The sequence below is a fragment of the Ruegeria sp. CDSA021 genome (genome assembly GCF_059612325.1).
Window position 1 is genome coordinate 311,035 of sequence record NZ_JBXWQJ010000003.1, and the last position, 26,061, is coordinate 337,095.

A 26,061-nucleotide genomic window follows, 5' to 3' on the forward strand; every position below is an offset into this window, starting at 1 on the left:
AATTGAGTGGGGCAGGTCGGCTGCCCCGCTCTGACGCTGCCGTGATGCCAAGTGTTGAAATGGATGATGGCAGCCCAAAGTTCTGACGGGTAAGCTGTGCCGAAAGAAACGAATCCGGGAGAACCCCATGTTGCGTATCGCCATCGTCGCGGCCTTGCTTGCCACCCCTTCACTGGCTCAGGACAGCGCCGAGCAAAGCTGTAAATATCAGGCCGATGTGGTGGCCGCGATCCAGAAGGCGCGGTTGGACAAGGTCAAAGAGCGCGACGTCGCGCAGGCGATTACGGACAACTCGCCAACGTGGCCGGAAAACTATAACGCGGCCATTCCGCTGATTGCGCCTTGGGTCTATGAACAAAAGATGCGCGATGTGCGCAAGAAGGACCTGGGCGCGGCGTGGTTGGAGCTGTGTCTGCAGCAATAATCCACAACCAAGCCAATTCTCTGTGGATAAGCCCGCGCCGTCCCCTTGGCGCGGGTTGTCATTTCTGGCAGGTTTGATCCATGTCTTTGCCCCCCGGATTTCTGGATGAGTTGCGCACCCGGCTAAGCCTGTCTCAGGTCGTTGGGCGCAAAGTCATGTGGGATCAGCGCAAGTCAAATCAGGGCAAGGGCGATATGTGGGCCCCATGCCCGTTTCACCATGAAAAGACAGCTTCGTTCCACGTGGACGATCAGAAGGGGTTTTATTACTGCTTCGGTTGTCATGCGAAAGGTGACGCCATCAGCTTTGTGAAAGAGACCGAGAATGTCTCGTTCATCGAAGCGGTTGAGATTCTGGCGCGTGAGGCTGGGATGCCCATGCCCGCCCGTGATCCCAAAGCGCAAGAAAAGCAGGACCGCCGGTCGCAATTGGCCGATGTGATGGAGCAGGCGGCGCAATTCTTCCGTCTGCAGCTCAAGACCGGGGCGGGGGCATCTGCACGTGATTACCTGGTAAGCCGTGGTCTGGATGCACAAGCACTGGATCGGTGGGAGATTGGCTTTGCCCCGGATGGTTGGCAGGCCTTGTGGGATCATCTGCGCGGCAAGAATGTGGCCGATGATCTGATCCTTGGGGCAGGGCTGGTCAAGCCCTCGAACAAGGGAAAGAAGCCGTATGACACCTTCCGCAACCGCATCATGTTTCCTATTCGCGATCCGCGCGGGCGTTGCATCGCGTTTGGCGGGCGGGCTATGGACCCAAATGACAACGCCAAATACCTGAACTCGCCCGAGACCGAATTGTTCGACAAAGGGCGCAGCCTGTATAACCATGGACCCGCGCGGCAGGCGGCAGGGAAAGGGCAGCCGCTGATCGTTGCCGAAGGGTATATGGACGTAATCGCGCTGGCCGAGGCGGGCTTTGGCGCGTCGGTTGCCCCCTTGGGCACCGCGATCACCGAGCATCAGCTGCAATTGCTCTGGCGCGTTTCCAATGAGCCGGTCATTGCGCTGGATGGCGACACGGCAGGTTTACGCGCTGCGATGCGGGCGGTCGATTTGGCCTTGCCGTTGCTCGAAGCGGGAAAATCCCTGCGCTTTGCACTGATGCCCGAAGGCAAAGATCCTGACGATCTGTTGCGGGCAGAGGGGCCGGGCGCTGTTCAGACTGTACTGGAAGGTGCCATTCCGATGGTCAAACTGCTGTGGCAGCGGGAGACTGAGGGTAAGATCTTTGACAGCCCGGAGCGCAAGGCGGCGCTGGATAAATCCCTGCGGGACAAGATCAAGCTGATCCGCGACCCGTCGATCCGCTCGCATTATGGGCAAGAGATCAAGGATTTGCGCTGGCAGCTTTTCCGTCCCCAACGCCAGCCGCAGAACCGACAGTGGCAACCGCGTGGGAAATGGAAACCGCCCCAATCGGCAACGCCGGGTGCGCGTTCATCTTTCCTGGCCTCGTCCGAGACGGCTGATATCCAACTGCGCGAGGCAGCCATTCTGGCCATCGCCATCCTCAACCCAAAAGTTGTCGTGCAGTTCGAGCACCAGCTTGAGGATATGGAGTGTCACGATCCAGATCACGCAGCGTTGCGCGACGTTGTCCTGCGTCATGCGATCGATGACCCGGACCACCTGAAAGACCACATTATGGAGTCTTTAGGCCCCCAGCCCCTTGAAAACCTGCTGGCCCTTCGCCATGTCGCAGTGATCCCCTGCGTGTACAAACCGGGCGACGTTGAAAAGGCCGAGATGACGCTGGCCGAGGAACTCGCAAAGATCAAAGCGCTCCAGGGGTTGGATGCTGAGATTGCCGAAGCGGCGGAGGAATTGTCTGATCTGGCCGATGAGGCGCTGACATATCGGCTGGCGCAAGCCGCCGAAGAGCGCAACCGCACAAGCCGCAGCCAGAACGAGGACCGGGCCGTGTTCGACATTGCCGACAATGGCGCGCGAATCAACCGCGACGAGAAAGACGCGTTCAAGGCAATCATGTCCGGCATCAATTTTGAACGGAAACGCCGGTAAAATGGTGTTTTCGTAAGGCACTGGAAAAGAAAAACGGGTAAACGGGTGGCCGAATCACTTCAACGCGCTAATGATTCGGTTCAAACGAATCACCCATCCCTGCAGGAGCATTGAATGGCCGCCAAGGATACAAACGAAGACCGCAAATCCGACGAGCAGGAACAGGAAATCTCGCTGGACATGAGTCAGGCCAACGTCAAGAAGATGATCGCCGAGGCCCGCGAGAAAGGTTACATCACCTACGACCAGCTCAATCAGGTTCTGCCGCCTGACCAGGTCAGCTCGGAACAGATCGAAGACGTCATGTCGATGCTGTCCGAGATGGGCATCAACATTATCGAAGATGAAGAAGCCGAAGAGGAAGAGAACAAAGGCTCGACCGAACTGACCACTACCGATAGCAACCGCGAGGTTGTGTTGGCTGGGGCCGCCACCGAAAAGCTGGACCGCACTGATGATCCCGTCCGCATGTATCTGCGTGAGATGGGGTCTGTTGAACTGCTGAGCCGCGAGGGCGAGATTGCCATCGCCAAGCGGATCGAGGCCGGTCGCAACACCATGATTGCCGGTCTGTGCGAAAGCCCACTGACCTTCCAGGCGATCACCATCTGGCATGACGAATTGCTGTCCGAAGACATTCTTCTACGGGATGTCATTGATCTGGAAACTACGTTCGGCAACCAGCTGGACGAAGATGGCGATGTTGAAGAACCGGTGGTTGATACGTCGGCGGTGCAGGCGGCGAAGCCGGCCAAAGACACCGGCCCAGAACTGGATGCGGATGGCAACCCGCTGAACAACGATGATGACGACGACGATGATGATCAGGCCAACATGTCTCTGGCCGCGATGGAAGCGGCGCTGAAAGATCAGGTTCTGACCACGTTGGAACGAATCTCGACCGACTTCTCGATGCTGTCGGAGATGCAGGACAGCCGGATTTCGGCTACGTTGAACGAAGACGGCACGTTCAGCGCAAAGGACGAAGAGACCTATCAGAAACTGCGTGCCGAGATTGTCGAACTGGTGAACGGTTTGCATCTGCACAACAACCGGATCGAAGCGCTGATTGACCAGCTTTATGGCATCAACCGCCGGATTATGTCGCTGGACAGTTCGATGGTGAAACTGGCCGACCAGGCCCGTATCAACCGCCGCGAATTCATCGACGCTTATCGCGGGCGCGAGCTGGACCCGAACTGGATGTCGGATATGGCTGAAAAGCCGGGCCGCGGCTGGCAAATGTTCATCGAACGTTCAACTGCCAAGGTCGAAGAACTGCGCAACGATATGGCGCAAGTCGGTCAGTATGTTGGTCTCGATATCTCTGAATTCCGCCGCATCGTGCAGCAGGTTCAGAAGGGCGAGAAAGAGGCGCGGCAGGCCAAGAAGGAAATGGTCGAAGCCAACCTGCGCCTGGTGATTTCGATCGCCAAAAAGTACACGAACCGTGGTCTGCAATTCCTTGATCTTATTCAGGAAGGTAACATTGGCCTGATGAAGGCCGTGGACAAGTTCGAATACCGTCGCGGCTACAAGTTCTCGACCTATGCGACCTGGTGGATCCGTCAGGCGATCACGCGCTCGATAGCGGATCAGGCCCGCACGATCCGTATTCCGGTGCACATGATCGAAACGATCAACAAGCTGGTCCGGACCGGCCGTCAGATGCTACACGAAATCGGCCGCGAACCCACGCCGGAAGAACTGGCCGAAAAGCTGCAAATGCCGCTCGAGAAGGTTCGCAAGGTGATGAAGATCGCCAAGGAACCGATCTCGCTGGAAACCCCGATTGGCGACGAAGAAGACAGCCAACTGGGCGATTTCATCGAGGACAAGAATGCAGTGCTGCCACTGGACAGCGCCATTCAGGAAAACCTGAAGGAAACCACCACACGGGTTCTGGCCTCGCTCACGCCGCGTGAGGAGCGGGTCCTGCGGATGCGTTTCGGCATCGGTATGAACACTGACCACACTCTGGAAGAGGTTGGCCAGCAGTTCAGCGTGACCCGCGAACGGATCCGTCAGATCGAGGCGAAGGCGCTGCGCAAGTTGAAGCACCCCAGCCGGTCACGAAAACTGCGGTCTTTCTTGGATCAGTAAGTCGAAAGGCGCCTCACCCGAGGCGCCTTTTTTTATTCGGTCATCACGATGGCCTGTTCTCTCATCACATTGGCGGGATATCACACGGGATGGGCGGTGCCCTTGTCTATATCGGTTTTGTCCACTCATGGGACAGGGCCGGGGCGAGGTTTTTTGGCTGATGACCCCCGGTCTCACGTTCGAAGGGGATGCTCGACGCGGGTCTTGAAGGCGCTTGGCGGTTGGCCAGTCCAGCGCTTGAATGCGGTTGAGAAGGCGGCCTGATCTGCATACCCAAGTGAAAATGAAATCTCAGACAGAGACATCTGGTTGGTCAGGAAGGTCTGGGCCAGATCGCATCTGAGGTCGTCCACGATGTCGCGATAGCTTGTGCCTTCTTCCTTAAGGCGCCGGCTAAAGGTTCTGAGACTCATTCCAAGGTCAGAGGCGATAGTCTCGGCCTGCGGGATCGTGCCGGGCAGGGACCGGGTGATAAGCCCTTCGGTAAGTGCGCGGATCGAATGATCGGGTTTCGTGCATTCTGCCAACAGACGTTCACCGTATTCCAGCAGATGCTCGCGCAGTTTAGGGTCATAAGTCGGTACCGATATATCCAGCGCCGAGAGAGGCAGGACAATCTCAATCTTCTCCGACCCAAAGACCACTGGAAAACCTGCGAGTTTTTCAAACCTTTTGGCGTGATCCCCAACCTTGTGCTGAAATCGTATCTCAATTGGGTTCAGGTTGACCTGAGTCAGGTTCCGCATTCTTGCGAGGGCCGCGAAGATCAGAAATTCTGTGCGTCGGTGAAAACGGGCAAACCCTGCATCTTTCCAATCGGCTTCCAGAGCAGCAAAATTCCCGGCAATGCGCAGACTGAGCGCGATAGCCGGGTCAATGATTCCGTGAAAACGTGAAAGATTCTCCATTACCTGTTTCAGATCGCGTGAATACTTGCTGATATAGGCCGTCACGGTCGATGCGGATGTGACCTCAAGCCCAGTACGGGCCGCAAAGGTAATGTCTTTGGTCGCGTCACAGGCGTAGCGGACGAACAGGGCCTCTTTCTGAATGCTGCAGGTTTCAACCGGAGGGGCGATGTCCTGCGGCCTGAGGCCGGTTTTCTTCAGGACAGCCCGAGACATATCATGATTGCCGCTGTGGCGATCGAGCGCCTGAATAAAGAAATGAAGACGGCCAACATTCACGTCCATCGCACAACAATACCTTACGATTACAAAACCATAGGCAGATTATCACAAAAATCTGCGTGATAGTTGGGTTTTTCGCGACCTTCTGGCAGCAGATGGCCGAACCAAAAAAAGGATTGACCGGATCGCGCATGTTCATATTGGGTCAGGCCCCCAGATAAGCTGTGTTGCCGGGTCAGCACCTTTATGGGGATGAGGTCAGAGCCGCCGGAGAAATCACCACTCTCTGTTCAGCGCTCCCCGGCACGCATTTACCTTTCGCAGATGTCGCATTGCTCTGACGTAAGGGATTTGTCACCTTGCCGTCAAAGCGGCCTATTGGTGTCGGGATCATGCAGGACCATGCTGAAATTACAGAAGCCTATGGCCGGAACCTGATCGTGTTCGACGGCGAATGCGTGCTGTGTTCGGGGTTCTTCAATTTCATGCTCAGACACGATCGATCCCATCGCTTTCAGTTCGCAACCGCACAATCCCCGCTTGGCCAAAAACTCTACCAGGTGCTTGAATTGCCGACGCAGGATTTTGAAACCAATTTGGTGATCGTGGATGGGGTGATCTATCAACACTTGGATGCGTTTGCCGCAGCGATGCGTCAGCTGCAGGGATTGTGGCGGGTGTTGTCGTTGTGCCGGTTTCTACCCAAGGCGATCAAGGACCCTGCGTATCGATTGATTGCACGGAACAGATACCGGCTGTTTGGAAGGTCCGGCACATGTTTGGTGCCCGAGCCTGATATTGTGGCGCGTTTTGCTCGTGATGGGTTTTGATGGCGGCCGACCCCTTTCTTAAGGCGTTGGGCCCGGTTGAGGATCTGCCCGAAGCTGTCAGTCAGTTGCACATGACCGACGGCCGGTTTTCCGGCCAATGTGATATTGTGCGCGGTGCTGGCATCCTGGCGTCTTTTGCGACGCGCCTGGCTGGGTTTCCGCCGAATGGACATGATGTTCCGGTTTCCGTCACGATAAGCGCCGAGGGCGAAGCCTTGAGTTGGCAGCGCGACTTTGGCGGGCATTGCACCACATCGCATCTGACCTATGACGCTAAACGAAACTGCGTCCGCGAAGATTTCGGAGCGATTTCAATCTGGCTTCAACCCAACTTGCAGAATGGGTCCTTATGCATCAAAATTCTTCGCTTGACGGTCCTTGGCATTCCGATGCCCACCTTTTCCCTGCCGCGCTCGGACACACGGGAATGGCAGGACGCGCTGGGCCGATTTCGATTTGATGTTTCCGCTGAAGCACCGGGGTTGGGGCTGCTGATCCGATACCAGGGCTGGCTCACTCTGGATCACGCAATGCACGAGGCGGGTTGAATTGATCGTGAGGTGCCCTGTGCACTTGGTAAAGTTCGACTAACCTATTTGGAACAGACAATCAGGGAAGAATTAACGATGAAACAGTTTTTCACCTTCGCCGCGCTTGCGGCCCTGGCTCTCAGTATTCCCGTGACCGCAGATGCTGCGCCGAACGGGTATCGAACAGAACCCATAAATGCCACCGATTTTGAGGTTGTCCCACGCGGCGATCAACGCACGGAAGGCTATTGGTGTGCGGCCGCAGATTATGCACGCCGGACTTTAGGTTTGGGTTGGCAAGACAGGATCTACGTGTTGCGCGGATACGGGCCCAGTGTCACCACCGGGCGCAGAACGGCGGTTCAGTTTTCGATCAAGCAACCTCAATCCGTCGATGTACAACCCAGCAGCTTTGTCTCGTACGGCTTTCAGCCTGGCAACAGTGAATCTGTACAAGGTGCAAACGCACGGTGTAACTATCGGCCGTTCTTCAACGACTGATAATTTCACGGGATCGCCACGATGCAGACTGAATTCGTTGTGCACACCCAAGGGGCCGGGCTTTACGAATTCACGTCTGACGTGCGGAATTGGCTTGCTCAAGGGGTGTCCGATGGCGTTTTGACGTTGTTCGTCCGCCATACCTCCTGTTCCTTGCTGATTCAGGAAAACGCCGACCCTGAGGTTCAAACCGATTTGCAGGCTTTTTTCGAAAGGCTTGTGCCGCCTTCCAATCACCCGGCCATGTCCTATTTGCGGCACACGTATGAAGGGCCAGACGACATGCCCGCGCATATCAAGGCGACACTTATGCCTGTGTCGTTGTCGATCCCGGTGTCACGGGGTCGGATGGTGCTTGGAACCTGGCAGGGGATTTATCTGTTTGAGCACCGAACAGCGCCGCATCCCAGACGTGTCGTTGCGCACCTGGTCTGACCCTTTATCTAGCGGTTGAAATTTCCGACTACCCAAACCCTAGCGGCTGCCCTATAGTTGTGGATAAGTAAGCCGGAGCGCTTACAAAAAGAGGCCGAACTTGGGACGAGGAGACGGCGGATGCGCTGCCCGTTTTGCGGAAATATCGACACTCAGGTAAAAGACTCACGCCCGGCAGAGGACCACGTGGCAATCCGCCGACGCCGGTTCTGTCCTGCCTGTGGTGGGCGGTTCACGACGTATGAGCGTGTGCAGCTGCGTGACCTGGTTGTCATCAAGACCAACGGAAAGCGCGAGGATTTCGACCGCGACAAGCTGGAGCGTTCGATACGTATCTCGATGCAGAAGCGGCCTGTTGATCCGGAACGGATAGATCAGATGATCTCGGGCATCGTGCGCCGGCTGGAAAGCATGGGCGACACGGATATTCCGTCCAACAAGATCGGCGAGATCGTTATGGAAGCTCTGGCGCGGATCGACACCGTCGCCTATGTTCGCTTTGCGAGTGTGTACAAGAATTTCCAGGCGGCCGATGATTTCGAGGAGTTTGTCCACGAACTGCGCCCGCCGCAGCCTCCGACGGACGAGTGAACGAAACAGATAAGCGATTTATGGCGCTGGCCCTGTCTTTGGGGCGGCGCGGCCAAGGAACGTGCTGGCCGAACCCCGCTGTCGGCTGCGTCATTGTGCGCGACGACCGGATCATCGGGCGTGGCTGGACCCAACCCGGCGGGCGCCCTCATGCCGAGACCGAGGCGTTGGCCCAAGCCGGACAGGCCGCAAGCGGCGCAACAGCCTACGTGACCTTGGAACCGTGTTCCCATCACGGAAAAACGCCACCTTGTGCCGAGGCGTTGATTGCGGCTGGCGTGTCACGCGTAGTGGCCGCCGTGGAAGACAGCGACCCGCGTGTGGCCGGGCAGGGCTTTGCCGTGTTGCGCGAGGCGGGGATCGAGGTCGTCACAGGTGTTCTTGCAGAACAGGCCGAGCGTGATCTGGCCGGTTTTTTCCTGAAAACCGAACAGGGGCGGCCCTTTGTAACCCTAAAACTGGCCAGCAGCTTTGACGGGCGGATTGCAACTTCGACCGGGCACAGTCAATGGATCACCGGCCCAAAGGCGCGTCGCGTAGTTCATGCGATGCGCGCGCGTCATGATGCGGTCATGGTTGGGGCAGGGACGGCGCGTGCCGATGACCCCTCGTTAACCGTGCGGGACCTTGGTGTCGCGCATCAGCCCGTGCGTGTTGTGGTATCGCGCCACATGGACATATCGCTGATGGGTCAGCTGGCACGCACAGCCTCAAACATTCCCGTCTGGCTGTGTCACGCCCATCACCCGGATGCCGAGCGCGCCCGCGCCTGGGAGGGGTTGGGCGCGAAACTGATCCCTTGCGCGTTGAAAGATCACCATATCGATGCGGTGGACTTGCTTCAGCAATTGGGGCAGGCCGGTCTGACCAGTGTTTTCTGCGAAGGCGGGGCCGCTCTTGCGGCGTCTCTTCTGGCCGAAGATCTGGTGGATGAACTGATCGGCTTCACTGCCGGGCTGACCATCGGGGCCGACGGGCTTTCAGCGGTTGGATCATTGGGCCTTGAAACGCTGGAGGCCGCGCCGCGATTCCAGCTTGTTGAATCGCTGAACGTGGGGGGGGATATCCTGCACCGGTGGCGCAAAATGCCGCTTTAGGATCAACGCCAAAGATGGGCGTGTGTCGCAAACACGCCCTGAAGTTTTGACAGCATACGATTGAACGGACCCGTAGGGGCAGAATGCCCCTGCGACAGACGCTCTGCCGCCACTTCAACAGGGCAGGGTTGGCGAGTGATGGGATCGAAGTAGCGGGGATAATCGATCAGGGCGGCATGGACCAAACCCATCAGTGATGGTCTTGCGCCCCGCCGGACCGGGACTGCCCCAAGGTCGGTGGTCAGACCCCAACCGGCGTAAAACGGAGCACCCAACGTTGTGACCTTTACCCCACGCAACAAAGCCTCGAACCCCAGAAGTGAGGTCATCGTCCACACCTCTTGGACGTGGGGCAGCAGCGCGGCGGGATCAGTGTGGGGCAGGACAACGTCAGCCAATGCCGCCGCGTCGATTCTGCCTTCGCGCAATCCGGCCTCGACATCGGGATGCGGCTTGTAGATCAGGATCGCGTTTGGATTGGCGTCTCGTGCGGCTTGCAAAAGATCCTGATTGTTGCGCACCGTGCTGGCGCCCAAGAGGATCGAAGCATCATCCTCGACCTGCCCCGGCACCAGAATACGATGCCCTTCAGGCAAGACGGGGGTGGGCTGACCCGTGTTGTATTTGCTCAACCCCTCCGCCAGCAACCGATCGATCAGGCGCTCGGCCCGCAATTCCTGATCCGGGCGCAGAGTTTCTCGCCGACTGATCAGGTCTTCCAACTGGCTGGGTTTTGTGGGGTCGTAGTAAATGCCGATGTCATCCGTCACCAACGAAAGCGGCGGCACAAGCTCTGCCCCCAATCCACGTGATCTGAGAAATCCGTCTTCGACCCGTACCGCCCCTTCGATGTTTCGCGCCTGACTGGCCCAGGCCATATGCGGGCGATTAGAGGTTTCGGGCTGCGTGGCTGTAAAGCGCAGCTTTCTGTGTTGCCCGAAAATCTGTTGTAGATGTTTGCGTTTCCACATTCGCATACCCGAGGCGGTCCATCCGTTCCGATCCTGCCGCCAGGCGCGCGTTTGCGCCTCAAGCGTGTCTAGCACAGTTTCCAGATCGCAGGTCTTGTCCCGATAGGGATCATACCATGTGGGGTACAGCAGCATGGCTGCCGCGAAAAGCTGCGCCCGGGTCAGGTTGCGCTGTCGGCGCGCAATCGGGTCTTCATCCCGTGTCAGGCCCCATCCGGCGTAAAAGGGTTTGCCAAAAACGCGTGGATTGTGCCCGGCCAAAATGGCTTCAAACCCCAGTTGCGAAGACACCGTGTAGACTGCGACAGCACCTTCCAGAAGAGGCCAGGGACTGATCGGGTCGCGGAACAGCGAGATCCGATCTGAAAGGTCCTGATCGGTGAAATGCCCGTGGCGATGACCCGCCTGAGTTTCCGGATGCGTCTTGATCAGGATACGTGCCCCGGGGTTTTCCTCTTGCGCGACGAACAGCATTTCAAGGAAGCGGGCCCGGTCTGCGCCGCTGGCTGTGACCGCAGCGTCGCCAACTGTCTGATCTATGACCAGAACATATCCGGGGTCAGGCGGGGCCAGGTCCAGATCAAAAGCGGAATATTTGCTGAGTTGATTTTCTTTGATCCGTTCGATCGCAGCCCGAGCACGGTTCAGCAGTGCGGTGTCGTCCAGCGGGTCAGTGATCAGGATCTTCTCAAGATCCGATGGTCCGGACGCGTCGAAATGCAGGCCCGAGCGATCCAGCAGCAAGCCCAAGGGGGGCTCTCCCTCGCGTCCTGGATGTAACGATCTGAGGAACGCGTCTTCAATACGCAAAACCGGCGCGCCGTGTTTTTCGGCAACCTTTTGACCCCGATGGGCCGTGGGGCTGTTGCCCCAGACTCCTACGTAATGCCGGCTTTGGGGAATGCCCAGGCGAACATCGTAGCCAGAAAGAGACAGGATTCGCCTAAGACGCTTTTGCGTCAAAAACCCGCCATTATAGACAAACAACCGGGTGCGACTGACCTCGGCTGAGCTGTCTGCATCAGGGATCATGCATCAGCTGCCTGTCAGCGTGGCAACGTTTGCAAGGGGCGTCAGGCCACCAGCGATAAGCGAGATCGATTTGCTCCACTGAGAATAGGGCGCTTCGGTCACGTAGATCGTGTCGTCATCGCGGATCACAAAGTCTCGAGCGATGAACAGGCCGTTGGGTGCTGTCAAGTTCAGCAGATAGATTACGCGCTGGTCGCCTTTCAGATCAGCGCGCCCGGTGATGTTGCGAGCCACACTCTCGCGTTCCTTGCGCAGGATGAAAATACCTGTCGGGTCCGACGACAGCGTCAACAAGCCGCCCACCTGGGCCAGAGCCTCAAGCGCAGACAAGTCCTGGCTTTCAAATGCTACGCGGGACTGACCGCCCGTGGCGCCCAGGGCGATATAAGATCTGCTGTCTTCTTCCACTAGGATACGATCACCGCCACGCAGGGCCACATCCAGTTTGGGGTTGCGGTACAGGTCCTCGTACCAGACGGTGCCTTTCTGGCCCCCTCGGATCAAAGTCACCAGCGCGATATCGGACGCGACCGAGACGCCCCCGGCTTGAGACAACATGCCCAGCAAGGACCGGGTGGGCCGTTCGATCGGGTAAATTCCTGGTGCCCCAACGGTACCGGTCAGCGAAACGGTGGACCCGTCGCCCGCCACGCGTCGTACTTCAACTTGCGGGTCGGGCGTCTGTTCCCGCAATTTGTTCGTGATCAGAACACGCAATTGCTCTGGCGTGTTTCCTGCGGCGCGCATCCGGCCTGCATAGGGGACAAAGATGAAACCCTCGCTGTCGACTTGAACTTCGTCCAGCGCGGTCGCTGTGCCGGTTTCCCCCGACAGAAGGCCATCATCGACGTTTTCCCAGATGGTCAGACCCAGCACATCGCCGGGCCGCACCGTGTCGGCAGTTAGAGTTTGGGCGCTGCTGAACGAGGAAGAGAAGCCGAATTGCGGAATGGCTGAAGTGGCACGCGTTACCCGATCATCGACTTCGACGACAAAAGCGTTGCCACCATTCTGAACGGAACCGGCCAGAATCTCGGTTTTGTTCGGCCCGGATTTCGGAAGCTGACAGGCGGCCAGCAAACCGATTGCTACCACAAGGGACGCCCCCCGCATCCAACGCATAGGAGAGATGTTCACTGCCGGATATCCTCAGTCTTTTTTTGTACTTGGGCGCAGCCTACCCGGTCAGGCGCTCAACTTCCAGTCACAGAGTGGCCCTGTCCTTCGACGATTCTCAACTGTGGCGTCCACGCCTCGTTCTTGTTGAGGATCGCTTGATAAGGGTCATTGGCGTTTAGCATCATGTCTGCCGCACGCCGCAAAACCTGCCGTCGTCCACGGCGGGAATAGAACCCGCCCGGCACCTGACTGGTTTCCAAAAGGAACTTCCGGTAGCAGCGGTAGGCTTCGTTGTCGGGGCGTTTCGGGTTCGCAAAAAACGCCGCAATCGGTTGCTGAGATACGAATTCGGGCTTGTCATAAACCGACCGCCCGAAGATCCGCAGGGGAATGCCGCGCCACAAAACCTGCTGCCCTGCCGTCGAGTTCACGGTCACGGCCGAATGCGCCTCATCCAAAAGCTTGGCCAGTTTTCCGCCGGGGACATAGTGAACCCGTTCTTGGATACCGTGTTGTCTTGCGCGTTCTGTCGCGTGACGTCGCAATGGTTCGCGGTGGTTTTCCAACGGGTGCTCTTTGATAACCAGCCTGTGATGGGCGGGCGCGCCCTGCGCGAAGCCCTCGATCGCCTGATCCAGAAATTCGCACATACCAGAATAGCCGGAATGTGCCCGGACCGAGCTGTCATGCCCCAATTGCAGCAGAACAAGGTGATACGGATAGCCGCCCCACCTGACCCGGGCTGTCGCAAGACTACGGCGCAGTCTATGAAAAGGCATCAATATCAGCCGCTTAAAGTAAAGCTTGAACTCAGTTGACACCGGCAGTTCCCGATGTCTTCGGAAGTTGCGGTATCGTCCATTCAGGAACATCACGAACCAATGATAGAGGGCACCGTAGAAAATGTGCTGCCGCATGTCCCCCCAATGTGATGGTGGAGGGGGCGTGCTGCTTTCTGCCACTTTCAATGCCTGCCGCATTTGTGCCGCATCCAGCGACATGAGCCGAGAGTTCCCGTTTGACCCGTTCCGCTCATACGTCACCCACCAAGGGCGCAGGTAGCCTTCTTCGAACACATGAACAGTGACCCCGCGCGCTTTCGTGGCTTGAATGGCTTGTGCGTGGATCGGACGTGTGTCCCCATAGAGTACGATATCGGTGACGCCCTTTTCGCTGACGATCGCGTTCAGGGTATTTGGCCAAGCGTCAGGATTGTCCAGGAACGGGATAAAACTTGCCTTGTCGAACCAGAACGCCTGATCGCCGGCGTTGAACCCAACGCGCCAGACCTGCGCCCCCGTGGCGCGCAGCATTCTCCCCAATGCCGAAAAAAACGGCCCATGTGGTCCCTGAAGGAACAGAAATACGCGGTCTTTTGGGCCTGAAGGCGCATACTGCATCTGGACTGCTCGTTTGGTTTTTATTGTCAATATTATGCCTGTTTGAACAAAGTACGGCAAGGCAGGGCTTGCCCGCGCGGTCCGATACGCTTACCTCGGCTGTGATAGTCAGGCACAGGGTAGAGACTGAGGGTTAACGGAATGTTCACAGGGATCGTCACCGACATAGGCACCGTCACCGAACTGGAGCAGAATGGAGACCTGCGTGCCCGGATCAAAACGGCTTATGAAACTGCTGGCATAGATATCGGAGCCTCGATTGCCAGCGACGGCGTGTGTCTGACAGTGATCGCTTTGGGCGATGATTGGTATGACGTTCAGATCAGTGCCGAGACGGTCTCAAAAACCAACCTCGATACTTGGACAATCGGCAAACCCGTCAATCTTGAGCGTGCGCTCAAGGTCGGCGATGAGCTCGGTGGCCATATCGTGTCCGGTCACGTGGATGGCGTGGCCGAAGTGGTTGCGGTCGAAGACGAAGGTGACAGCACCCGCGTGACCTTGCGTGCGCCCAAAGATCTGGCGCGGTTTGTTGCCCCAAAGGGTTCGGTTGCGCTGAATGGTACTTCGTTGACAGTCAACGAAGTGAAAGAGTGCGATTTCGGTATCAACTTCATTCCGCACACCAAAGAGGTGACCACCTGGGGCAATGTCCAAGTAGGTGATCGGGTCAACCTTGAGATCGATACGTTAGCCCGCTACGTGGCGCGTCTGGCCGAGATGTCCTGATACGTCGCGTCGGTCCCGAGCGGCGCCGTTTGCAGGCTGGTCTTTGGGGCCTGAGTGGTCTATTCCGCCGTGCAAACACGCCATCTGAAAGGCTGCCCCATGAGCTTTGAAACCCCCGGTCCAGTTGAGGCCCAGCTGCGCGACGCGATCAGCCCGATCGAAGACATCATCGAAGAGGCACGTGCAGGCCGGATGTATATTCTGGTCGACCACGAAGATCGCGAGAACGAAGGTGATCTGGTGATCGCCGCCGAATTCGCCGATGCCGAGGCAATCAACTTCATGGCCACCCATGGGCGCGGCCTGATTTGTTTGCCAATGACGGCAGAACGGGTGGATGCATTGGGTCTGCCGATGATGGCCGTGAACAACTCGTCCCGGCACGAGACCGCATTCACAGTGTCAATTGAAGCACGCGAAGGTGTCAGCACGGGAATTTCCGCCGCTGACCGTGCGCTGACTGTGGCAACCGCGATCAACGAACAAAACACGATGGCGCATATCGCCACCCCAGGCCATATCTTCCCTTTGCGGGCCAAGCGGGGCGGGGTGCTGGTGCGCGCGGGTCATACCGAGGCGGCCGTTGATATCTCGCGTCTGGCAGGGCTGAACCCGTCTGGCGTGATTTGTGAGATCATGAAACCCGACGGCACCATGGCGCGCCTGCCTGATCTGGTTGAATTCGCGCAGGCGCACGACATGAAGATCGGCACGATCAGTGACCTGATCAGCTATCGTTCGCGCAATGACAATCTGGTGGTGGAAACCTCGCGTCAGACTGTCACGTCAGAGTATGGCGGCGCATGGGAGATGCGGATTTTCACCGATCAGACCCACGGAATCGAACATGTGGTCATGATCAAAGGTGACATTACCACGCCAGAACCGGTTCTGACCCGTACGCACGCACTGCATGAAGCGCCGGATATTCTGGGCCTTGGACCGAAGTCTTCACGTGAATTGCCGCGCGCGATGGAGAAGATCGCCGAAGAGGGGCGAGGTGTTGTCTGTCTGTTCCGGCAACCGCGCAACTCGCTTTACGCTGTTGATGATGATGGCCCGCGAACCATTAAGCAGACTGGCCTTGGCGCGCAGATTTTGTCCAAGATGGGCGTTCAGAAACTGGTGTTGCTGACCGACTCGCCGGAAACCGTGTATCTAGGGCTCGACGCGTTTGGACTGTCCATCGTGGGTACCCGTTCGATTCTAAAGGAAGAGTGAGCTCATGGCTGAACAAGACAAACACGGCATCCTGCCGACGCCCAGTTTCGACAAGCCAGTGAAGCTGCTGATCGTGGCGGCCCCGTTCTATCGCGCCATTGCCGACAATCTGATCGCTGGGGCCAAGGCCGAGATCGAAGCGGCAGGCGGCACCTGCGACGTCGTTGAAGTGCCCGGCGCGCTGGAGATCCCCACCGCTATTGCGATGGCTGACCGTCAGTGCAATTTCGACGGTTATGTTGCGCTGGGCTGCGTTATCCGTGGTGAGACCACGCATTATGAGACCGTCTGCAACGACTCGAGCCGTGCCATCCAACTGATGGGCCTGCAAGGGCTGTGCATCGGCAACGGTATTCTGACTGTTGAGAATGACGAACAGGCCGAAGTGCGTGCCGACCCCGAAAAGATGAATAAAGGCGGAGGAGCCGCCGCTGCGGCCTTGCATCTTATCGCACTCAGCCGTAAGTGGGGCTCTTCCAAAAAGGGCGTTGGCTTCAAGCCGCCGTCCGAGTCCATCCTTGTGGCGGGCGACAGCAATGGACCCACAACAGCATGACCAAGACAGACGCGCCGAAGTCGGCCAACCAGAAACGCCTGATGAAATCTGCCGCCCGGCTTTATGCCGTGCAAGCGCTGTTCCAGATGGAACAGTCGGGCCAGACGACCGAACAGGTTGTGAATGAGTTTCTGGATCACCGTTTTGGTGCCGTCTACGAGGGCGATGAAATGCTGGATGGCGACATTAGTGTGTTCCGGTCGCTGATCGACAACGCGGTGAACTATCAGGCCACGATCGATCAGATGACCGACCGTGCTCTGGTCGCCAAATGGCCGATCGCGCGCATCGACCCGACCCTGCGCGCAGTATTCCGCGCAGCGGGTGCCGAGCTGACCCAAAGCAATACGCCGCCCAAGGTGGTCATTACTGAGTTTGTCGATGTCGCGCGCGCTTTCTTCCCCGAAGGTAAAGAGCCCAAATTCGTCAATGCCGTGCTTGACCACATGGCGCGCGAGGCACAGCCCGAAGCGTTCTGAACGCAGCAGAACGGCGCTGAAAAAAGGCGCGGTGGTCGAGTGACCAATCCGCGCCCGAACTTCTGAAATACATTCTCAAAAACATCGACGAATTCGACCAAGCACAGGTTATATCCACTGCTTGAACAGCTTAGCGTCTTCAAACGTCAAAACTCGTTATCGTTTCCGATAGGGTGTGGGCGAAAACAGCCCCAATTGCATCGCTTGCACCAAGGCGGATTCACGGGTAGGAGCCTGCAGTTTCTGACGTGCACTTTGCAAATGGGCGCGGACCGTAATCTCGGACAGGTTCAGCCTGTCTGCGATCCTGCCGGGCCGTTACCTGATGCATTTCGGGGCGGTCCGAGGCCAGAACGACCAGTTTTGCTTCGTTCTCGGGGCAGGGGCCACCAGCGAAAATAGGTAAATATAGCCTACGTTGCTCAGCCCGTGATTCAACCCCAAGGCCAGATCAGAATGACCATCTTCGGCGCGCAGGCTGGCCGCTTGTACATACAGGCTTTTGGTACCGTTAAAGACCTGCGCCAGCATCGGGTCAGCCTCGGAATGTCCCCCGCGTTTATATTGGTTCAGTCGGGGTTTAGACATCGAACTGCGCACCCAGTGAATCTATCCTGTCTTTGGGGTGAAACGCAAAATGTTTAGGGCGTTGATGCCCAGTTCAGCCAATCGGTTTAGGGTGGATTCCCAGCGATCGCTGTCAATCGGATATGAAGAAAAGTCGTCAACAAGGTCCAGAACGAATTGGTCCAGTGCGCTCATGGCGTCTCTGTTAAATTGCCGCACCTGGTGCGGTTTACTGCACCCAAGCATGCGCTATCATATTCTCGATAGGCAAGGAGAGATGCGATGCCGAAACTGATCCGCCTGTATATCACACAAGTTGCCTGGGGCTTTGTTATTTCGGCCGTTTTCGTCGGTGTGCTATTGGCGCTGAACGTTGCTAACCTGCGCCACTTGATTACTGGCTCCGAAGTCGGCCTGGTCGCTCTGGTGATGATCTGGTTCATGAACGGTATCGTCTTTGCCGGTGTTCAGTTCGCTTACAAGATCATGAGCATGGCAGAAAAGCCACAGGGTCCACGCCGGGGAACACCGGTCGTTCACAGCTTTGAACCGGCAACGGTCAAACAGGAGGCCCACGCAGGGCGCTGATATTTCGTGGAAAGTGCGGCGGGACCACCAGTCAACCGTGTGGTTTGATTCCCGAGGACCTGTATGTACAGGTGGGCGCCAGGTAATCAGGCCAGGACCTGAACAGAGCCAGCCCCCTCGGAATTGCTTAAGGCCACCAGAATGCTACCTGTCACAAGAAGGGCAGAACCCGCCACGCGCTTAAGTAGGGCGTCTGACGGGTTCGCACAAGGGGTTACGCATCAACAGTTTCGTGCATCGCTGTGCGCATCTTGCCGAAATGTTCGTCCCAGCCGTTGTCCAGTGCCAAGATCAGGCCGAAGGCCTCGGCGGTTTGCGGCAGTCCTTCGTGCAGCAGGCTCAGTCTTGTTCCGCCCGCAACAGGGGACAGCGTCCATTTGACTACGCTGACGGCGTCACCCATCGGTTTGACGGTGAAGGTATACTCCAGATATTCCGGCGCGCGCGCTTCGCGCACTTCCCCCCAGATCAGAAGATCGCCGCTGGTGGTCCCGAACATCTCAAGCTTTTGTCCCTTTGCCAATGTGCGCTGGGGTTTGTGAAACCATTCCGCCAGCCGTTCGGGTTCGGTCAAATAGGCCCATACGGTTTCCGGTTTGGCCCGCAGAAAGATCGTTTTTTGCAATACAGAATCGGTCATTTTTCTTCCCTTTCAACAGCTTCCTTGAGAGAATTGAGGCGATCATCCCAGAATTGGTCAAAGTAGCTGAGCCAATCCAGAACAGGGGCCATCCCAAGTGGTTCAAGTCGGTTAATACGTTCTCGACCGCGCACTTCGACCGAGATCAACCCACCATCAGACAGCACCGTCAGGTGTTTCTTGACCGCAGCGCGGGTCATGTCGAACCGGTCGGTCAACTGCCCGATCGTCATGTCCTGAACCGCGAGCAGTTGCACGATGCCTCTGCGGGTTGGGTCCGCAAGCGCGCGAAACGCGTTTTGAGTTTGGTTTTCCATAAGCACCCTCAAATGAGATACCATTAGGTATTACATTAATGAAGTACCAAAGGGTATCATGTCAAGCCTGAAGGGGTGCTTTACTTTTGTTCGCTAATTGTTCACATTTGCGAAATGGTTTTGGATTTGCAACCCGGACAGAAACTGGCGCGCGGTGTCGCACGGCACCTTGCGGCGCATGGCTTTGTTTCTCTTGAGGAATTTGTTCCGGCACGTGGCCTGCGTGTCGATGTGATGGGGTTGGGCCCTAAGGGTGAACTTTGGGTGATCGAATGCAAATCCAGCCGGGCCGATTATCAGTCAGATTCGAAATGGCAGGGCTATTTAGAGTGGTGCGACCGATTCTTCTGGGCTGTGGATACCGAGTTTCCGACCGACCTGTTGCCCGATGAAACAGGACTGATCATTGCCGATGCCTATGACGCCGAGATTGTGCGTATGGCGCCCGAAGACAAGCTTGCCCCTGCGCGACGCAAGAAGATGATCCAGAAGTTTGCAACAGATGCAGCGCGTCGTCTGCACGCACTGCGCGATCCACGATTGTGAGATCAGCCTTTCACCGCCAGGGCGGCCTGTATTGCGGCGCGGATCTCATCGGCGATTTCTTCGGCTTCTTCCGGTTCGAAATCCATCGGAATTTCCACGCCATCGGCTTCAATGAACAAGCGTACCATACCCTGATCGGTCGGACCGATTTGCAGATTTGCCTGAATGTCGCGTTCGGTGTTGATGCCCATCTGTGCCTCCGAGACTGAGCGTTCGTGCTAGCGTGCGCGGGGTTGAGAATCAAGTCACCAATGTAGTCAGATAAGATATGGATGATGTCGTTCTCAGAGCTTTCCAGCCCGATGATGCCGCTTGGCTGGTTGAACAGCATGGTGTGCTCTATGCACGTGATGAGGGGTTCGATGACAGCTTCGCGCCTTTGGTGGCACGTATCCTTGACGGCTTCATCACATCCCACGATCCCATCCGCGAAAAGGGTTGGATCGTAGAGCAAGGCGGGCAACGACTGGGCAGCATTTTTTGTGTAAGTGTCGATCAGCACACTGCCAAACTACGACTGTTTCTGGTTGTCCCCGAGGCACGTGGTAAAGGGGTGGGAAAACGGCTGCTAGAATCCTGTACCGACTTTGCTAGGGAGGCAGGATACCAGGAAATGGTTCTGTGGACCCATGAAAGCCACACGGCGGCATGTGCGCTTTATCGGGCGTTTGGCTGGGAATTAACGGGCAGCAAACCGGTGCATTCCTTTGGCGTCGATCTTGTCGAGCAAAGCTGGAAATTTCGACTTTAATCCTCTTGCAATCCTGCGGCGCGTTCGGTACATCGCCCCTCACGAGTGCCGCCTTAGCTCAGTTGGTTAGAGCGCTGGATTGTGGATCCAGAGGTCCCCTGTTCAAGCCAGGGAGGCGGTACCACTTCTCTTAAAACTGGTTTGTTTTTCGCAAGACTGCGTGCGTTGAGCCGTTGGTTTGATTTTGACCGTGAGGCGACAGGCGCGCTGTGTCTCAGCGCGCCAGATTCAGCCGAAAGCGCATCTTGGTCTGTCTGGCAGCTGGAAGGTGCCGGTTCAGGCGCTTGTTGATCATGCCAAATCCCCAGACGATCACCAATGTCAGCAGGATGAAGTAGAACGCCAGAATAGGATAGGGAACGAATGGGTTGAATGTCTTGTCGGCAAAGTAGCTGGCGTAATACAGCGCGTCTCCGCGTTGTTGCCAGGCTGGGAAAGCCGAGAAGAAGACCAGTGTGGTGGCGTGGAACAGAAAGATCGCCTCGTTCGTGTACGCCGGCCATGCCAGTCGCAACATCGTCGGCCAGACGATCCGGCGGAAGCGGGCCCAGCCAGACATGCCATAGGCATCCGCTGCCTCGATATCACCCTTGGGGATCGAGCGCAGTGCGCCATAGAAGATCTCGCCTGAATAGGCGGCGGTGTTCAGGAACAGCACGATCAGCGCGCCCAGCCAGGCCGAGGTGAACGCGTCAAACATCGGGTAGGATTTCTTCAGCGACAGGAAGAAGAAATAGGCAAAGAAGAACTGGATAAACAAGGGCGAGCCGCGAAACAGGAAGATGAACCATTCCGAGGGCTTGCGCAGCCATTTGTTCTGCGATGCTTTGCCAACCGCCAGGGCGGTGGCAAAAAGGAACCCGGTCGCCAGTGCCATGATACCGAAATACACGTTCCAGATCATGCCCGACCCGATCAGAGTGAACTGTTCGCACAAGGTGAAGTCGTTCTTGGGAAGCAGGCGTTCGCCAATACCAAGAGAACGGAGGCCATAGTCATGAATGGTCTGCAAGCAGCTCATGCCGTGGTCTCCTTGCGCAGAAGTTCACCGCCCGAGGTGGCTTGTCCATGCGACAGCTTACGCATCAGTTTTTCCAATCCGATCTCGGACACGCGGGTCATGCCAAGATAGAAGACAAGCAGGAACAGGAAGTACCACATGCGCCAGTCTCCGTGCGGGTATTGGGTAAACTTGGACGTCTTGGTACCGCCCAGTTCGCGGGCCCAGTAGACGATGTCTTCGATGCCCAGCAGGAACAGCAGCGGCGTGGCTTTGATAAGCACCATCCAAAGGTTCGACAAACCGGGCAGGGCGTAGACCCACATCTGCGGCACAAGGATTCGCCAGAATGTCTGGCGACGGGACATGCCATAGGCTTCGGCGGTTTCAAGCTGTGCGTGCGGAACGGCTCGCATCCCACCAAACAGGACGTTGGCGGCAAATGCACCGAAGACGATGGAAAAGGTGATGACGGCGAGGAAAAAGCCATAGGTTTCATGTGCCCATTCCGGGGCTGAGCCCAGGGGCAGTTTGGCCGCCTGACAGACGATGAAGTCATTGCCCTGACGGATCGGGTCGGTCCATTCCGGGCACAGGATTTTATGCCGCGTCCATTCGAATGCCTGATCCAAGGCAATGACAAAAAACAAGAAGAAAGCGATGTCCGGAACACCACGCACAATGGCGATATATCCTTTTCCCAGCCAGCTCAGCGGTGGAAAATGCGACCGGGCTGCCATAGCGCCCATAAATCCAAACGCCAAAGCAACAGGCGCGGTCACGGCCAGCAATCCCAACACCTTGAGAAATGACAGGTAGAAGGAAAAGTGAACACCGTTGGTCAGGTAACAAGAGAACCAACGGAGTGTTCCGAGCGTGTCAGGATCAGCGCAGTAGGAAAACATGTAGCGTCTTTCGAACGTCGTGCCCGCTTAGCTGCCGGGCGAGGTTCGGCGCAACAGGCGCGCCGAACTGCTGTTTGATGCGGTTTAGTTTGTAACGACTGAACCGTCAGCGTTGTAGGTCGGAACGCCTTCGCCAAACCATTTGCCGATCAGCTCGTTCAGTGTGCCATCCGCTTTCATCGAAGTGATCGCTTCGTCGAACTTGCCACGCAGTTCGCTGTCCGATTCACGGATGCCCAGGCCGATACCACCGCCCAGCGGGACATCATCGCCAACGAAAACCAGCTCACCGCCCGATTCGTCGACGATCGGCACCAGAAAGTCTTTGTCAGCAAAGACGGCATCGGCTTCGCCATTGCGAACGGCTGCGATGGTTTCTTCCGGGGTTGCGAACTCGACCAGGGTTGCACCCGATTCAGCCACGTGACCGGCCTGAATGGTCGCGGTTTGCGCCGCAACGATACCGCTGGCGACATCAACACCTTCCGCTGCGCCTACATAGGCCGAAGCCGCAGGCGGGAAGTAGTTCTGAGTAAAGTCGATGACTTCGTCACGCTCGTCGGTGATCGACATGCCCGCGATGATGGTGTCGTAGTTGCCTGAGACCAGGTTCGGGATGATCGAATCCCAGTCGTTCTTGACCCATTCGCATTCCAGGTTTGCGCGCTTGCACAGCTCGTCGCCGACCTCACGCTCGAATCCGTCAATCTCACCGGCATCGTTGATGAAGTTGTACGGAGGGTAGGCGCCCTCGGTGCCCATGCGGACCGTGTCGGCCATGGCGATACCGGCGGTCAACGCCAGTGCTGCGGTGGACAGAATCAGGTTTTTCATTGGTTACTCCCCAGTTTGGTTCTGTTTTGATTTTAAGCCGCCTGAGTGGCGGAGAGAAAGCCCCGAAGCCGTTCGGATTCGGGTGACGTAAAGATATCTTCGGGTGTGCCTTCTTCTTCGATCAAGCCCTGATGCAGGAAGACTACGTGGCTTGAAATGTCGGCAGCCATTTTCATGTCATGAGTCACGATGATCATGGTGCGCCCTTCGGCGGCCAGATCCTTGATCACCTTGATGACCTCTTGTTCAAGCTCGGGGTCCAGCGCCGAGGTTGGTTCGTCGAACAGCAGCGCCTCAGGCTCCATACACAAGCCGCGCGCAATGGCGGCACGCTGTTGCTGACCGCCGGACAATTGGGCGGGGTAAACGTCGCATTTGTCGCCGATGCCGACCTTCTCCAGATACGCGCGTGCGCTGTCTTCGACCTCGGCCCTATCGCGGCCCAAGACGGTTACGGGGGCTTCCATAACGTTCTGGAGGATGGTCAAATGCGCCCAGAGATTAAACTGCTGAAACACCATCGACAGGTTGGTGCGAATGCGCAAAACCTGTTTGGAATCCGCCGGGCGGCGTCCGTGATGGGTTCCAGTCCACTGGACCGGTTCGCCCTTGAACAGAATCTCACCCTGCTGGCTGTCTTCCAGCAGATTGCAGCAGCGCAGCAGTGTCGATTTTCCCGACCCTGATGAGCCGATCAGCGAAACCACGTCGCCGCGATGAGCTGTGATATCCACCCCCTTCAACACCTCGAGATGACCGAAGCTTTTGTGAAGGTCTTTGATTTCGATGACGGGAGCGGTTTCTGTCACGGGCAATCCAGCGGTTGGTGGTGTTGGAGCGGTACTAGGGCTTAAAAAAAAGGTCAATGCAATGCGCAAAAGACAGAATCAAGACCTCAAACGCTCAAAATGACCAAATGCGTTCGACAATTTGGTCAACTGACTGAATGTAAAGCTTTTGGAGTAGGCGGGTTGGGAACAGACAGGTAATCGGCAGGTGGGATATCGATCAGTCCTCTGAGATGCAGCTGTTGCCGATCTCCTTCCTCCAGCCCGTCGATAGCCGCACGCACCGCGAGTGCAATCCGGGCGGCATCCTGCCCCTGTGCGGTAATGTAAGGCAGTGCTGGGGTCGGCGAGGTGCCTGTTAGACCTTGCAAGTGTTCACCCAGATCAGTGTGTTCTTGCAGCAGGCGCCATGTCAGCGCATCCAGCGCGGCAAAATCAGCTTTTCCCATGGCCACAGCCTGTGCTGACAGGGCGTGCCCTCCCGTTTCCACAAGGGTCGCAGGACGCAGGTTCATCAGTTTCATATGCGCTATAGGGGCTGCCCAACCGGACTGAGACAGCGCCTCGTTATACGCAAAGGTACCGTCCGCCAGATCTTTCAGGTCACGTGTATCATCTCTGCGTGTGACGAAGACCGAGTTATAGTATCCGGCCGGGCAATCGGGCAGGTCGTGATCCGGCGTTCCCACCAGTTGGACCTGACCATGCAACCGGGTTCGGTAGGGCATCCCGCATGTCTGCGCCAGAATCAGACCCGGGTCCTGCCATACGTCCCACATATTATGATCGCGGGTCAGTCGATCTGGACCAAAGCTCAGATCATCGCGTATCAGGTTCCAGAAACGATCATGAGCTGCTTGAAGCGCAGGCATGTCATACATGCCCAGCATCGCAATCACGACTTTGCAGCCCTTTGACGCGCCAAGGCCGAATCCACGTCACTCACGCCCAACAGGCTGACCACAAGGCGCAGCAATGAATCCTCTTCGCCTGTGCGATGACCGTCAGCCAATGCCACGGACCACAACGCCTGTACCACGGCCAGCCGATCCTCGTACGCGACGGCTTCCTTGATGGCGCGGGTAAAGCGAACCGTGTCTGGGGCTTCGGCCTCCAGATCTTCGGCGCGGGCGCGCAATGCGGCGCTTTCGAATGGGGACAACCCATATCGTTCTGCCGAGATACGGTCGATGCGCGCCATCTCGGTATCAGAGTAGTCATTGTCGGAACGTGCCAAACGTACCAATAGGGCCGTCAATGCAAGGCGGGCGTCATCTTCGACAAGCGGGGCGGGTTGAGGCTGCGTGAGCCTGGAAAGAAATTCACTGAACATGAGTTAGATATAGCGAGCGTCTAACTTACATCCAAGCGGCTTTGAACGCGTTCGCGTGCGGCTTGGCTGTCATTGAAGCTCAGCCCCATGGCAACGCGGGCTTCTTCGACGATCTTCATCTCGCCCTCATCCGTGCTGCCATCGGCCAGAACAACTTCCCATAATGCATCCAGCGCGGCCAGACGCTCTTTCAGGTCCGTTGTCTCCCGGATCAGCTTGCCAAAAGTGTCGGTATCGGGCGCCGCGGCATGAAGCTTTTCGCAGGTGGCCCGCACTTTTGCTGCCTCGATCGCGTTATGCTGGTAAAGACGGGCCAGAATCTTATCGATCAGACTGATCTCTTCCAATTTGTAATCCCGATCCGCCTGCGCCACACGCACCATAAGCGCGCCCAGGGCAAGCTCGGCGTCGGGATCTGGCAGGTGTTCATGTTGAGGCGGCCTGAGCGCCTGGAGAAACTTTTTCAACATAGGATCAGGTTATTCCATATTTTGTGGCTCGCCAAGCGAAGACTACCCGTCATAGCCCTGAATGATCACAAGATCGCCGATCAAACGGGTTTGGGCAGCACTCTGATGCACCGCCCAGCTAGGTTCAACCAAAAGGTGAAGAAAAAC

Annotated in this window: 33 protein-coding genes and 1 tRNA gene; 17 read left to right on the plus strand and 17 right to left on the minus strand. The window is 57.1% G+C overall.

Annotated elements, in window-relative coordinates; all coding sequences use genetic code 11:
• The first annotated feature begins 127 nt into the window (after nt 1-127).
• The 3 genes from AC2FLD_RS05955 (at nt 128) to rpoD (ending at nt 4,554) form a co-directional block, all read left to right on the plus strand.
• Complete coding sequence (locus tag AC2FLD_RS05955) at nt 128-424, plus strand: hypothetical protein (RefSeq protein ID WP_050602700.1); 297 nt, start codon at nt 128-130, stop codon at nt 422-424.
• A gap of 80 nt (nt 425-504) precedes the next feature.
• Nucleotides 505-2,451: a DNA primase gene (dnaG, locus tag AC2FLD_RS05960; RefSeq protein ID WP_496667927.1), complete on the plus strand. Its 1,947-nt coding sequence runs from the start codon at nt 505-507 to the stop codon at nt 2,449-2,451.
• A gap of 114 nt (nt 2,452-2,565) precedes the next feature.
• Complete coding sequence (rpoD, locus tag AC2FLD_RS05965) at nt 2,566-4,554, plus strand: RNA polymerase sigma factor RpoD (RefSeq protein ID WP_496667928.1); 1,989 nt, start codon at nt 2,566-2,568, stop codon at nt 4,552-4,554.
• A 173-nt stretch (nt 4,555-4,727) separates the two neighbouring features.
• Here rpoD and AC2FLD_RS05970 read toward each other — a convergent pair whose 3' ends face one another.
• Nucleotides 4,728-5,678 (minus strand): helix-turn-helix domain-containing protein, encoded by a 951-nt coding sequence (locus AC2FLD_RS05970; RefSeq protein WP_496667929.1) that lies wholly within the window; start codon nt 5,676-5,678, stop codon nt 4,728-4,730.
• A gap of 398 nt (nt 5,679-6,076) precedes the next feature.
• Here AC2FLD_RS05970 and AC2FLD_RS05975 point away from each other — a divergent pair, with 398 nt between their 5' ends.
• The 6 genes from AC2FLD_RS05975 to ribD all read left to right on the plus strand — a co-directional run bounded on the left by AC2FLD_RS05975 (nt 6,077) and on the right by ribD (nt 9,668).
• On the plus strand, nt 6,077-6,514 hold the full coding sequence (locus AC2FLD_RS05975; RefSeq protein WP_496667930.1) for a thiol-disulfide oxidoreductase DCC family protein: 438 nt from the start codon (nt 6,077-6,079) through the stop codon (nt 6,512-6,514).
• Nucleotides 6,514-7,062 carry a DUF4166 domain-containing protein gene (locus AC2FLD_RS05980; RefSeq protein ID WP_496667931.1) on the plus strand — a complete coding sequence of 183 codons (549 nt, stop codon included), beginning with the start codon at nt 6,514-6,516 and terminating at the stop codon, nt 7,060-7,062. Before AC2FLD_RS05975 ends, AC2FLD_RS05980 begins: the two co-directional genes overlap by 1 nt.
• Before the next feature lie 78 nt (nt 7,063-7,140).
• Nucleotides 7,141-7,545: a hypothetical protein gene (locus tag AC2FLD_RS05985; protein WP_050602695.1), complete on the plus strand. Its 405-nt coding sequence runs from the start codon at nt 7,141-7,143 to the stop codon at nt 7,543-7,545.
• 21 nt (nt 7,546-7,566) lie between these two features.
• On the plus strand, nt 7,567-7,980 hold the full coding sequence (locus AC2FLD_RS05990; RefSeq protein ID WP_496667932.1) for a secondary thiamine-phosphate synthase enzyme YjbQ: 414 nt from the start codon (nt 7,567-7,569) through the stop codon (nt 7,978-7,980).
• Between the two features lie 120 nt (nt 7,981-8,100).
• A complete protein-coding gene (gene nrdR / locus AC2FLD_RS05995; RefSeq protein WP_050602693.1) occupies nt 8,101-8,571 on the plus strand; it encodes a transcriptional regulator NrdR in 471 nt (156 codons plus the stop codon).
• Nucleotides 8,568-9,668, plus strand: a complete 1,101-nt coding sequence (ribD, locus tag AC2FLD_RS06000) for a bifunctional diaminohydroxyphosphoribosylaminopyrimidine deaminase/5-amino-6-(5-phosphoribosylamino)uracil reductase RibD (RefSeq protein WP_496667933.1) — start codon at nt 8,568-8,570, stop codon at nt 9,666-9,668. Before nrdR ends, ribD begins: the two co-directional genes overlap by 4 nt.
• Nucleotides 9,669-9,670: 2 nt before the next feature.
• Here ribD and AC2FLD_RS06005 read toward each other — a convergent pair whose 3' ends face one another.
• From AC2FLD_RS06005 to AC2FLD_RS06015, 3 genes are all read right to left on the minus strand, one after another.
• The gene (locus AC2FLD_RS06005) at nt 9,671-11,671 is read right to left on the minus strand and encodes a capsule polysaccharide biogenesis protein (RefSeq protein ID WP_496667934.1); all 2,001 of its coding nucleotides are present in this window, start codon (nt 11,669-11,671) and stop codon (nt 9,671-9,673) included.
• A gap of 3 nt (nt 11,672-11,674) precedes the next feature.
• Nucleotides 11,675-12,793: a polysaccharide biosynthesis/export family protein gene (locus AC2FLD_RS06010; protein WP_050602690.1), complete on the minus strand. Its 1,119-nt coding sequence runs from the start codon at nt 12,791-12,793 to the stop codon at nt 11,675-11,677.
• Between the two features lie 71 nt (nt 12,794-12,864).
• On the minus strand, nt 12,865-14,190 hold the full coding sequence (locus AC2FLD_RS06015; protein WP_496667935.1) for a capsule polysaccharide biogenesis protein: 1,326 nt from the start codon (nt 14,188-14,190) through the stop codon (nt 12,865-12,867).
• Nucleotides 14,191-14,331: 141 nt separating this feature from the next.
• Here AC2FLD_RS06015 and AC2FLD_RS06020 point away from each other — a divergent pair, with 141 nt between their 5' ends.
• The 4 genes from AC2FLD_RS06020 to nusB all read left to right on the plus strand — a co-directional run bounded on the left by AC2FLD_RS06020 (nt 14,332) and on the right by nusB (nt 17,175).
• On the plus strand, nt 14,332-14,919 hold the full coding sequence (locus AC2FLD_RS06020; RefSeq protein ID WP_050602688.1) for a riboflavin synthase: 588 nt from the start codon (nt 14,332-14,334) through the stop codon (nt 14,917-14,919).
• A 99-nt stretch (nt 14,920-15,018) separates the two neighbouring features.
• Complete coding sequence (ribB, locus tag AC2FLD_RS06025; protein ID WP_050602687.1) at nt 15,019-16,140, plus strand: 3,4-dihydroxy-2-butanone-4-phosphate synthase; 1,122 nt, start codon at nt 15,019-15,021, stop codon at nt 16,138-16,140.
• Between the two features lie 4 nt (nt 16,141-16,144).
• Complete coding sequence (locus tag AC2FLD_RS06030) at nt 16,145-16,696, plus strand: 6,7-dimethyl-8-ribityllumazine synthase (protein WP_496667936.1); 552 nt, start codon at nt 16,145-16,147, stop codon at nt 16,694-16,696.
• Nucleotides 16,693-17,175, plus strand: coding sequence for a transcription antitermination factor NusB (nusB, locus tag AC2FLD_RS06035; RefSeq protein ID WP_496667937.1), 483 nt, complete (start codon nt 16,693-16,695; stop codon nt 17,173-17,175). The genes AC2FLD_RS06030 and nusB overlap by 4 nt, the downstream gene beginning before the upstream one ends.
• 156 nt (nt 17,176-17,331) lie before the next feature.
• Here the strand turns inward: nusB and AC2FLD_RS06040 are convergent, their stop codons facing one another.
• From AC2FLD_RS06040 to AC2FLD_RS06050, 3 genes are read right to left on the minus strand one after another with little or no spacing between them, the layout of a single operon-like run.
• A complete protein-coding gene (locus AC2FLD_RS06040) occupies nt 17,332-17,481 on the minus strand; it encodes a LuxR C-terminal-related transcriptional regulator (RefSeq protein WP_496667994.1) in 150 nt (49 codons plus the stop codon).
• A 12-nt stretch (nt 17,482-17,493) separates the two neighbouring features.
• Nucleotides 17,494-17,763: a hypothetical protein gene (locus tag AC2FLD_RS06045; protein WP_496667938.1), complete on the minus strand. Its 270-nt coding sequence runs from the start codon at nt 17,761-17,763 to the stop codon at nt 17,494-17,496.
• A 21-nt stretch (nt 17,764-17,784) separates the two neighbouring features.
• The gene (locus AC2FLD_RS06050) at nt 17,785-17,937 is read right to left on the minus strand and encodes a hypothetical protein (RefSeq protein ID WP_496667939.1); all 153 of its coding nucleotides are present in this window, start codon (nt 17,935-17,937) and stop codon (nt 17,785-17,787) included.
• 87 nt (nt 17,938-18,024) lie between these two features.
• Here AC2FLD_RS06050 and AC2FLD_RS06055 point away from each other — a divergent pair, with 87 nt between their 5' ends.
• Nucleotides 18,025-18,330, plus strand: a complete 306-nt coding sequence (locus AC2FLD_RS06055; protein ID WP_050602682.1) for a hypothetical protein — start codon at nt 18,025-18,027, stop codon at nt 18,328-18,330.
• Between the two features lie 214 nt (nt 18,331-18,544).
• Here the strand turns inward: AC2FLD_RS06055 and AC2FLD_RS06060 are convergent, their stop codons facing one another.
• Together AC2FLD_RS06060 and AC2FLD_RS06065 are read right to left on the minus strand one after the other, a co-directional pair.
• Nucleotides 18,545-18,970, minus strand: coding sequence for an SRPBCC family protein (locus tag AC2FLD_RS06060; RefSeq protein ID WP_496667940.1), 426 nt, complete (start codon nt 18,968-18,970; stop codon nt 18,545-18,547).
• On the minus strand, nt 18,967-19,287 hold the full coding sequence (locus tag AC2FLD_RS06065) for an ArsR/SmtB family transcription factor (protein ID WP_050602680.1): 321 nt from the start codon (nt 19,285-19,287) through the stop codon (nt 18,967-18,969). The genes AC2FLD_RS06060 and AC2FLD_RS06065 overlap by 4 nt, the downstream gene beginning before the upstream one ends.
• 114 nt (nt 19,288-19,401) lie before the next feature.
• On the opposite strand from AC2FLD_RS06065, the gene AC2FLD_RS06070 reads away from it, so the two are divergent.
• Nucleotides 19,402-19,833, plus strand: coding sequence for an MmcB family DNA repair protein (locus tag AC2FLD_RS06070; protein ID WP_496667941.1), 432 nt, complete (start codon nt 19,402-19,404; stop codon nt 19,831-19,833).
• Between the two features lie 2 nt (nt 19,834-19,835).
• Here the strand turns inward: AC2FLD_RS06070 and AC2FLD_RS06075 are convergent, their stop codons facing one another.
• The gene (locus AC2FLD_RS06075) at nt 19,836-20,024 is read right to left on the minus strand and encodes a DUF6324 family protein (protein WP_050602678.1); all 189 of its coding nucleotides are present in this window, start codon (nt 20,022-20,024) and stop codon (nt 19,836-19,838) included.
• Nucleotides 20,025-20,101: 77 nt separating this feature from the next.
• On the opposite strand from AC2FLD_RS06075, the gene AC2FLD_RS06080 reads away from it, so the two are divergent.
• Complete coding sequence (locus AC2FLD_RS06080; protein WP_496667942.1) at nt 20,102-20,584, plus strand: GNAT family N-acetyltransferase; 483 nt, start codon at nt 20,102-20,104, stop codon at nt 20,582-20,584.
• Between the two features lie 47 nt (nt 20,585-20,631).
• Nucleotides 20,632-20,708: transfer RNA gene (locus AC2FLD_RS06085), tRNA-His, on the plus strand.
• A gap of 90 nt (nt 20,709-20,798) precedes the next feature.
• Here AC2FLD_RS06085 and AC2FLD_RS06090 read toward each other — a convergent pair.
• The 7 genes from AC2FLD_RS06090 to AC2FLD_RS06120 all read right to left on the minus strand — a co-directional run bounded on the left by AC2FLD_RS06090 (nt 20,799) and on the right by AC2FLD_RS06120 (nt 25,914).
• Entirely contained in the window at nt 20,799-21,605 is an 807-nt protein-coding gene (locus AC2FLD_RS06090; protein ID WP_050602671.1) for an ABC transporter permease, read from the minus strand.
• Complete coding sequence (locus tag AC2FLD_RS06095; RefSeq protein ID WP_496667943.1) at nt 21,602-22,489, minus strand: ABC transporter permease; 888 nt, start codon at nt 22,487-22,489, stop codon at nt 21,602-21,604. Before AC2FLD_RS06095 ends, AC2FLD_RS06090 begins: the two co-directional genes overlap by 4 nt.
• An 84-nt stretch (nt 22,490-22,573) precedes the next feature.
• Nucleotides 22,574-23,323, minus strand: coding sequence for a transporter substrate-binding domain-containing protein (locus tag AC2FLD_RS06100; RefSeq protein WP_496667944.1), 750 nt, complete (start codon nt 23,321-23,323; stop codon nt 22,574-22,576).
• A gap of 32 nt (nt 23,324-23,355) precedes the next feature.
• Nucleotides 23,356-24,132 (minus strand): ABC transporter ATP-binding protein, encoded by a 777-nt coding sequence (locus tag AC2FLD_RS06105; protein WP_050603008.1) that lies wholly within the window; start codon nt 24,130-24,132, stop codon nt 23,356-23,358.
• A gap of 125 nt (nt 24,133-24,257) precedes the next feature.
• Nucleotides 24,258-25,010, minus strand: coding sequence for a phosphate/phosphite/phosphonate ABC transporter substrate-binding protein (locus AC2FLD_RS06110; protein ID WP_496667945.1), 753 nt, complete (start codon nt 25,008-25,010; stop codon nt 24,258-24,260).
• Nucleotides 25,007-25,444, minus strand: coding sequence for a tellurite resistance TerB family protein (locus tag AC2FLD_RS06115; RefSeq protein WP_050602667.1), 438 nt, complete (start codon nt 25,442-25,444; stop codon nt 25,007-25,009). Before AC2FLD_RS06115 ends, AC2FLD_RS06110 begins: the two co-directional genes overlap by 4 nt.
• Before the next feature lie 20 nt (nt 25,445-25,464).
• Nucleotides 25,465-25,914, minus strand: coding sequence for a tellurite resistance TerB family protein (locus AC2FLD_RS06120; RefSeq protein ID WP_050602666.1), 450 nt, complete (start codon nt 25,912-25,914; stop codon nt 25,465-25,467).
• Nucleotides 25,915-26,061 lie beyond the last annotated feature (147 nt).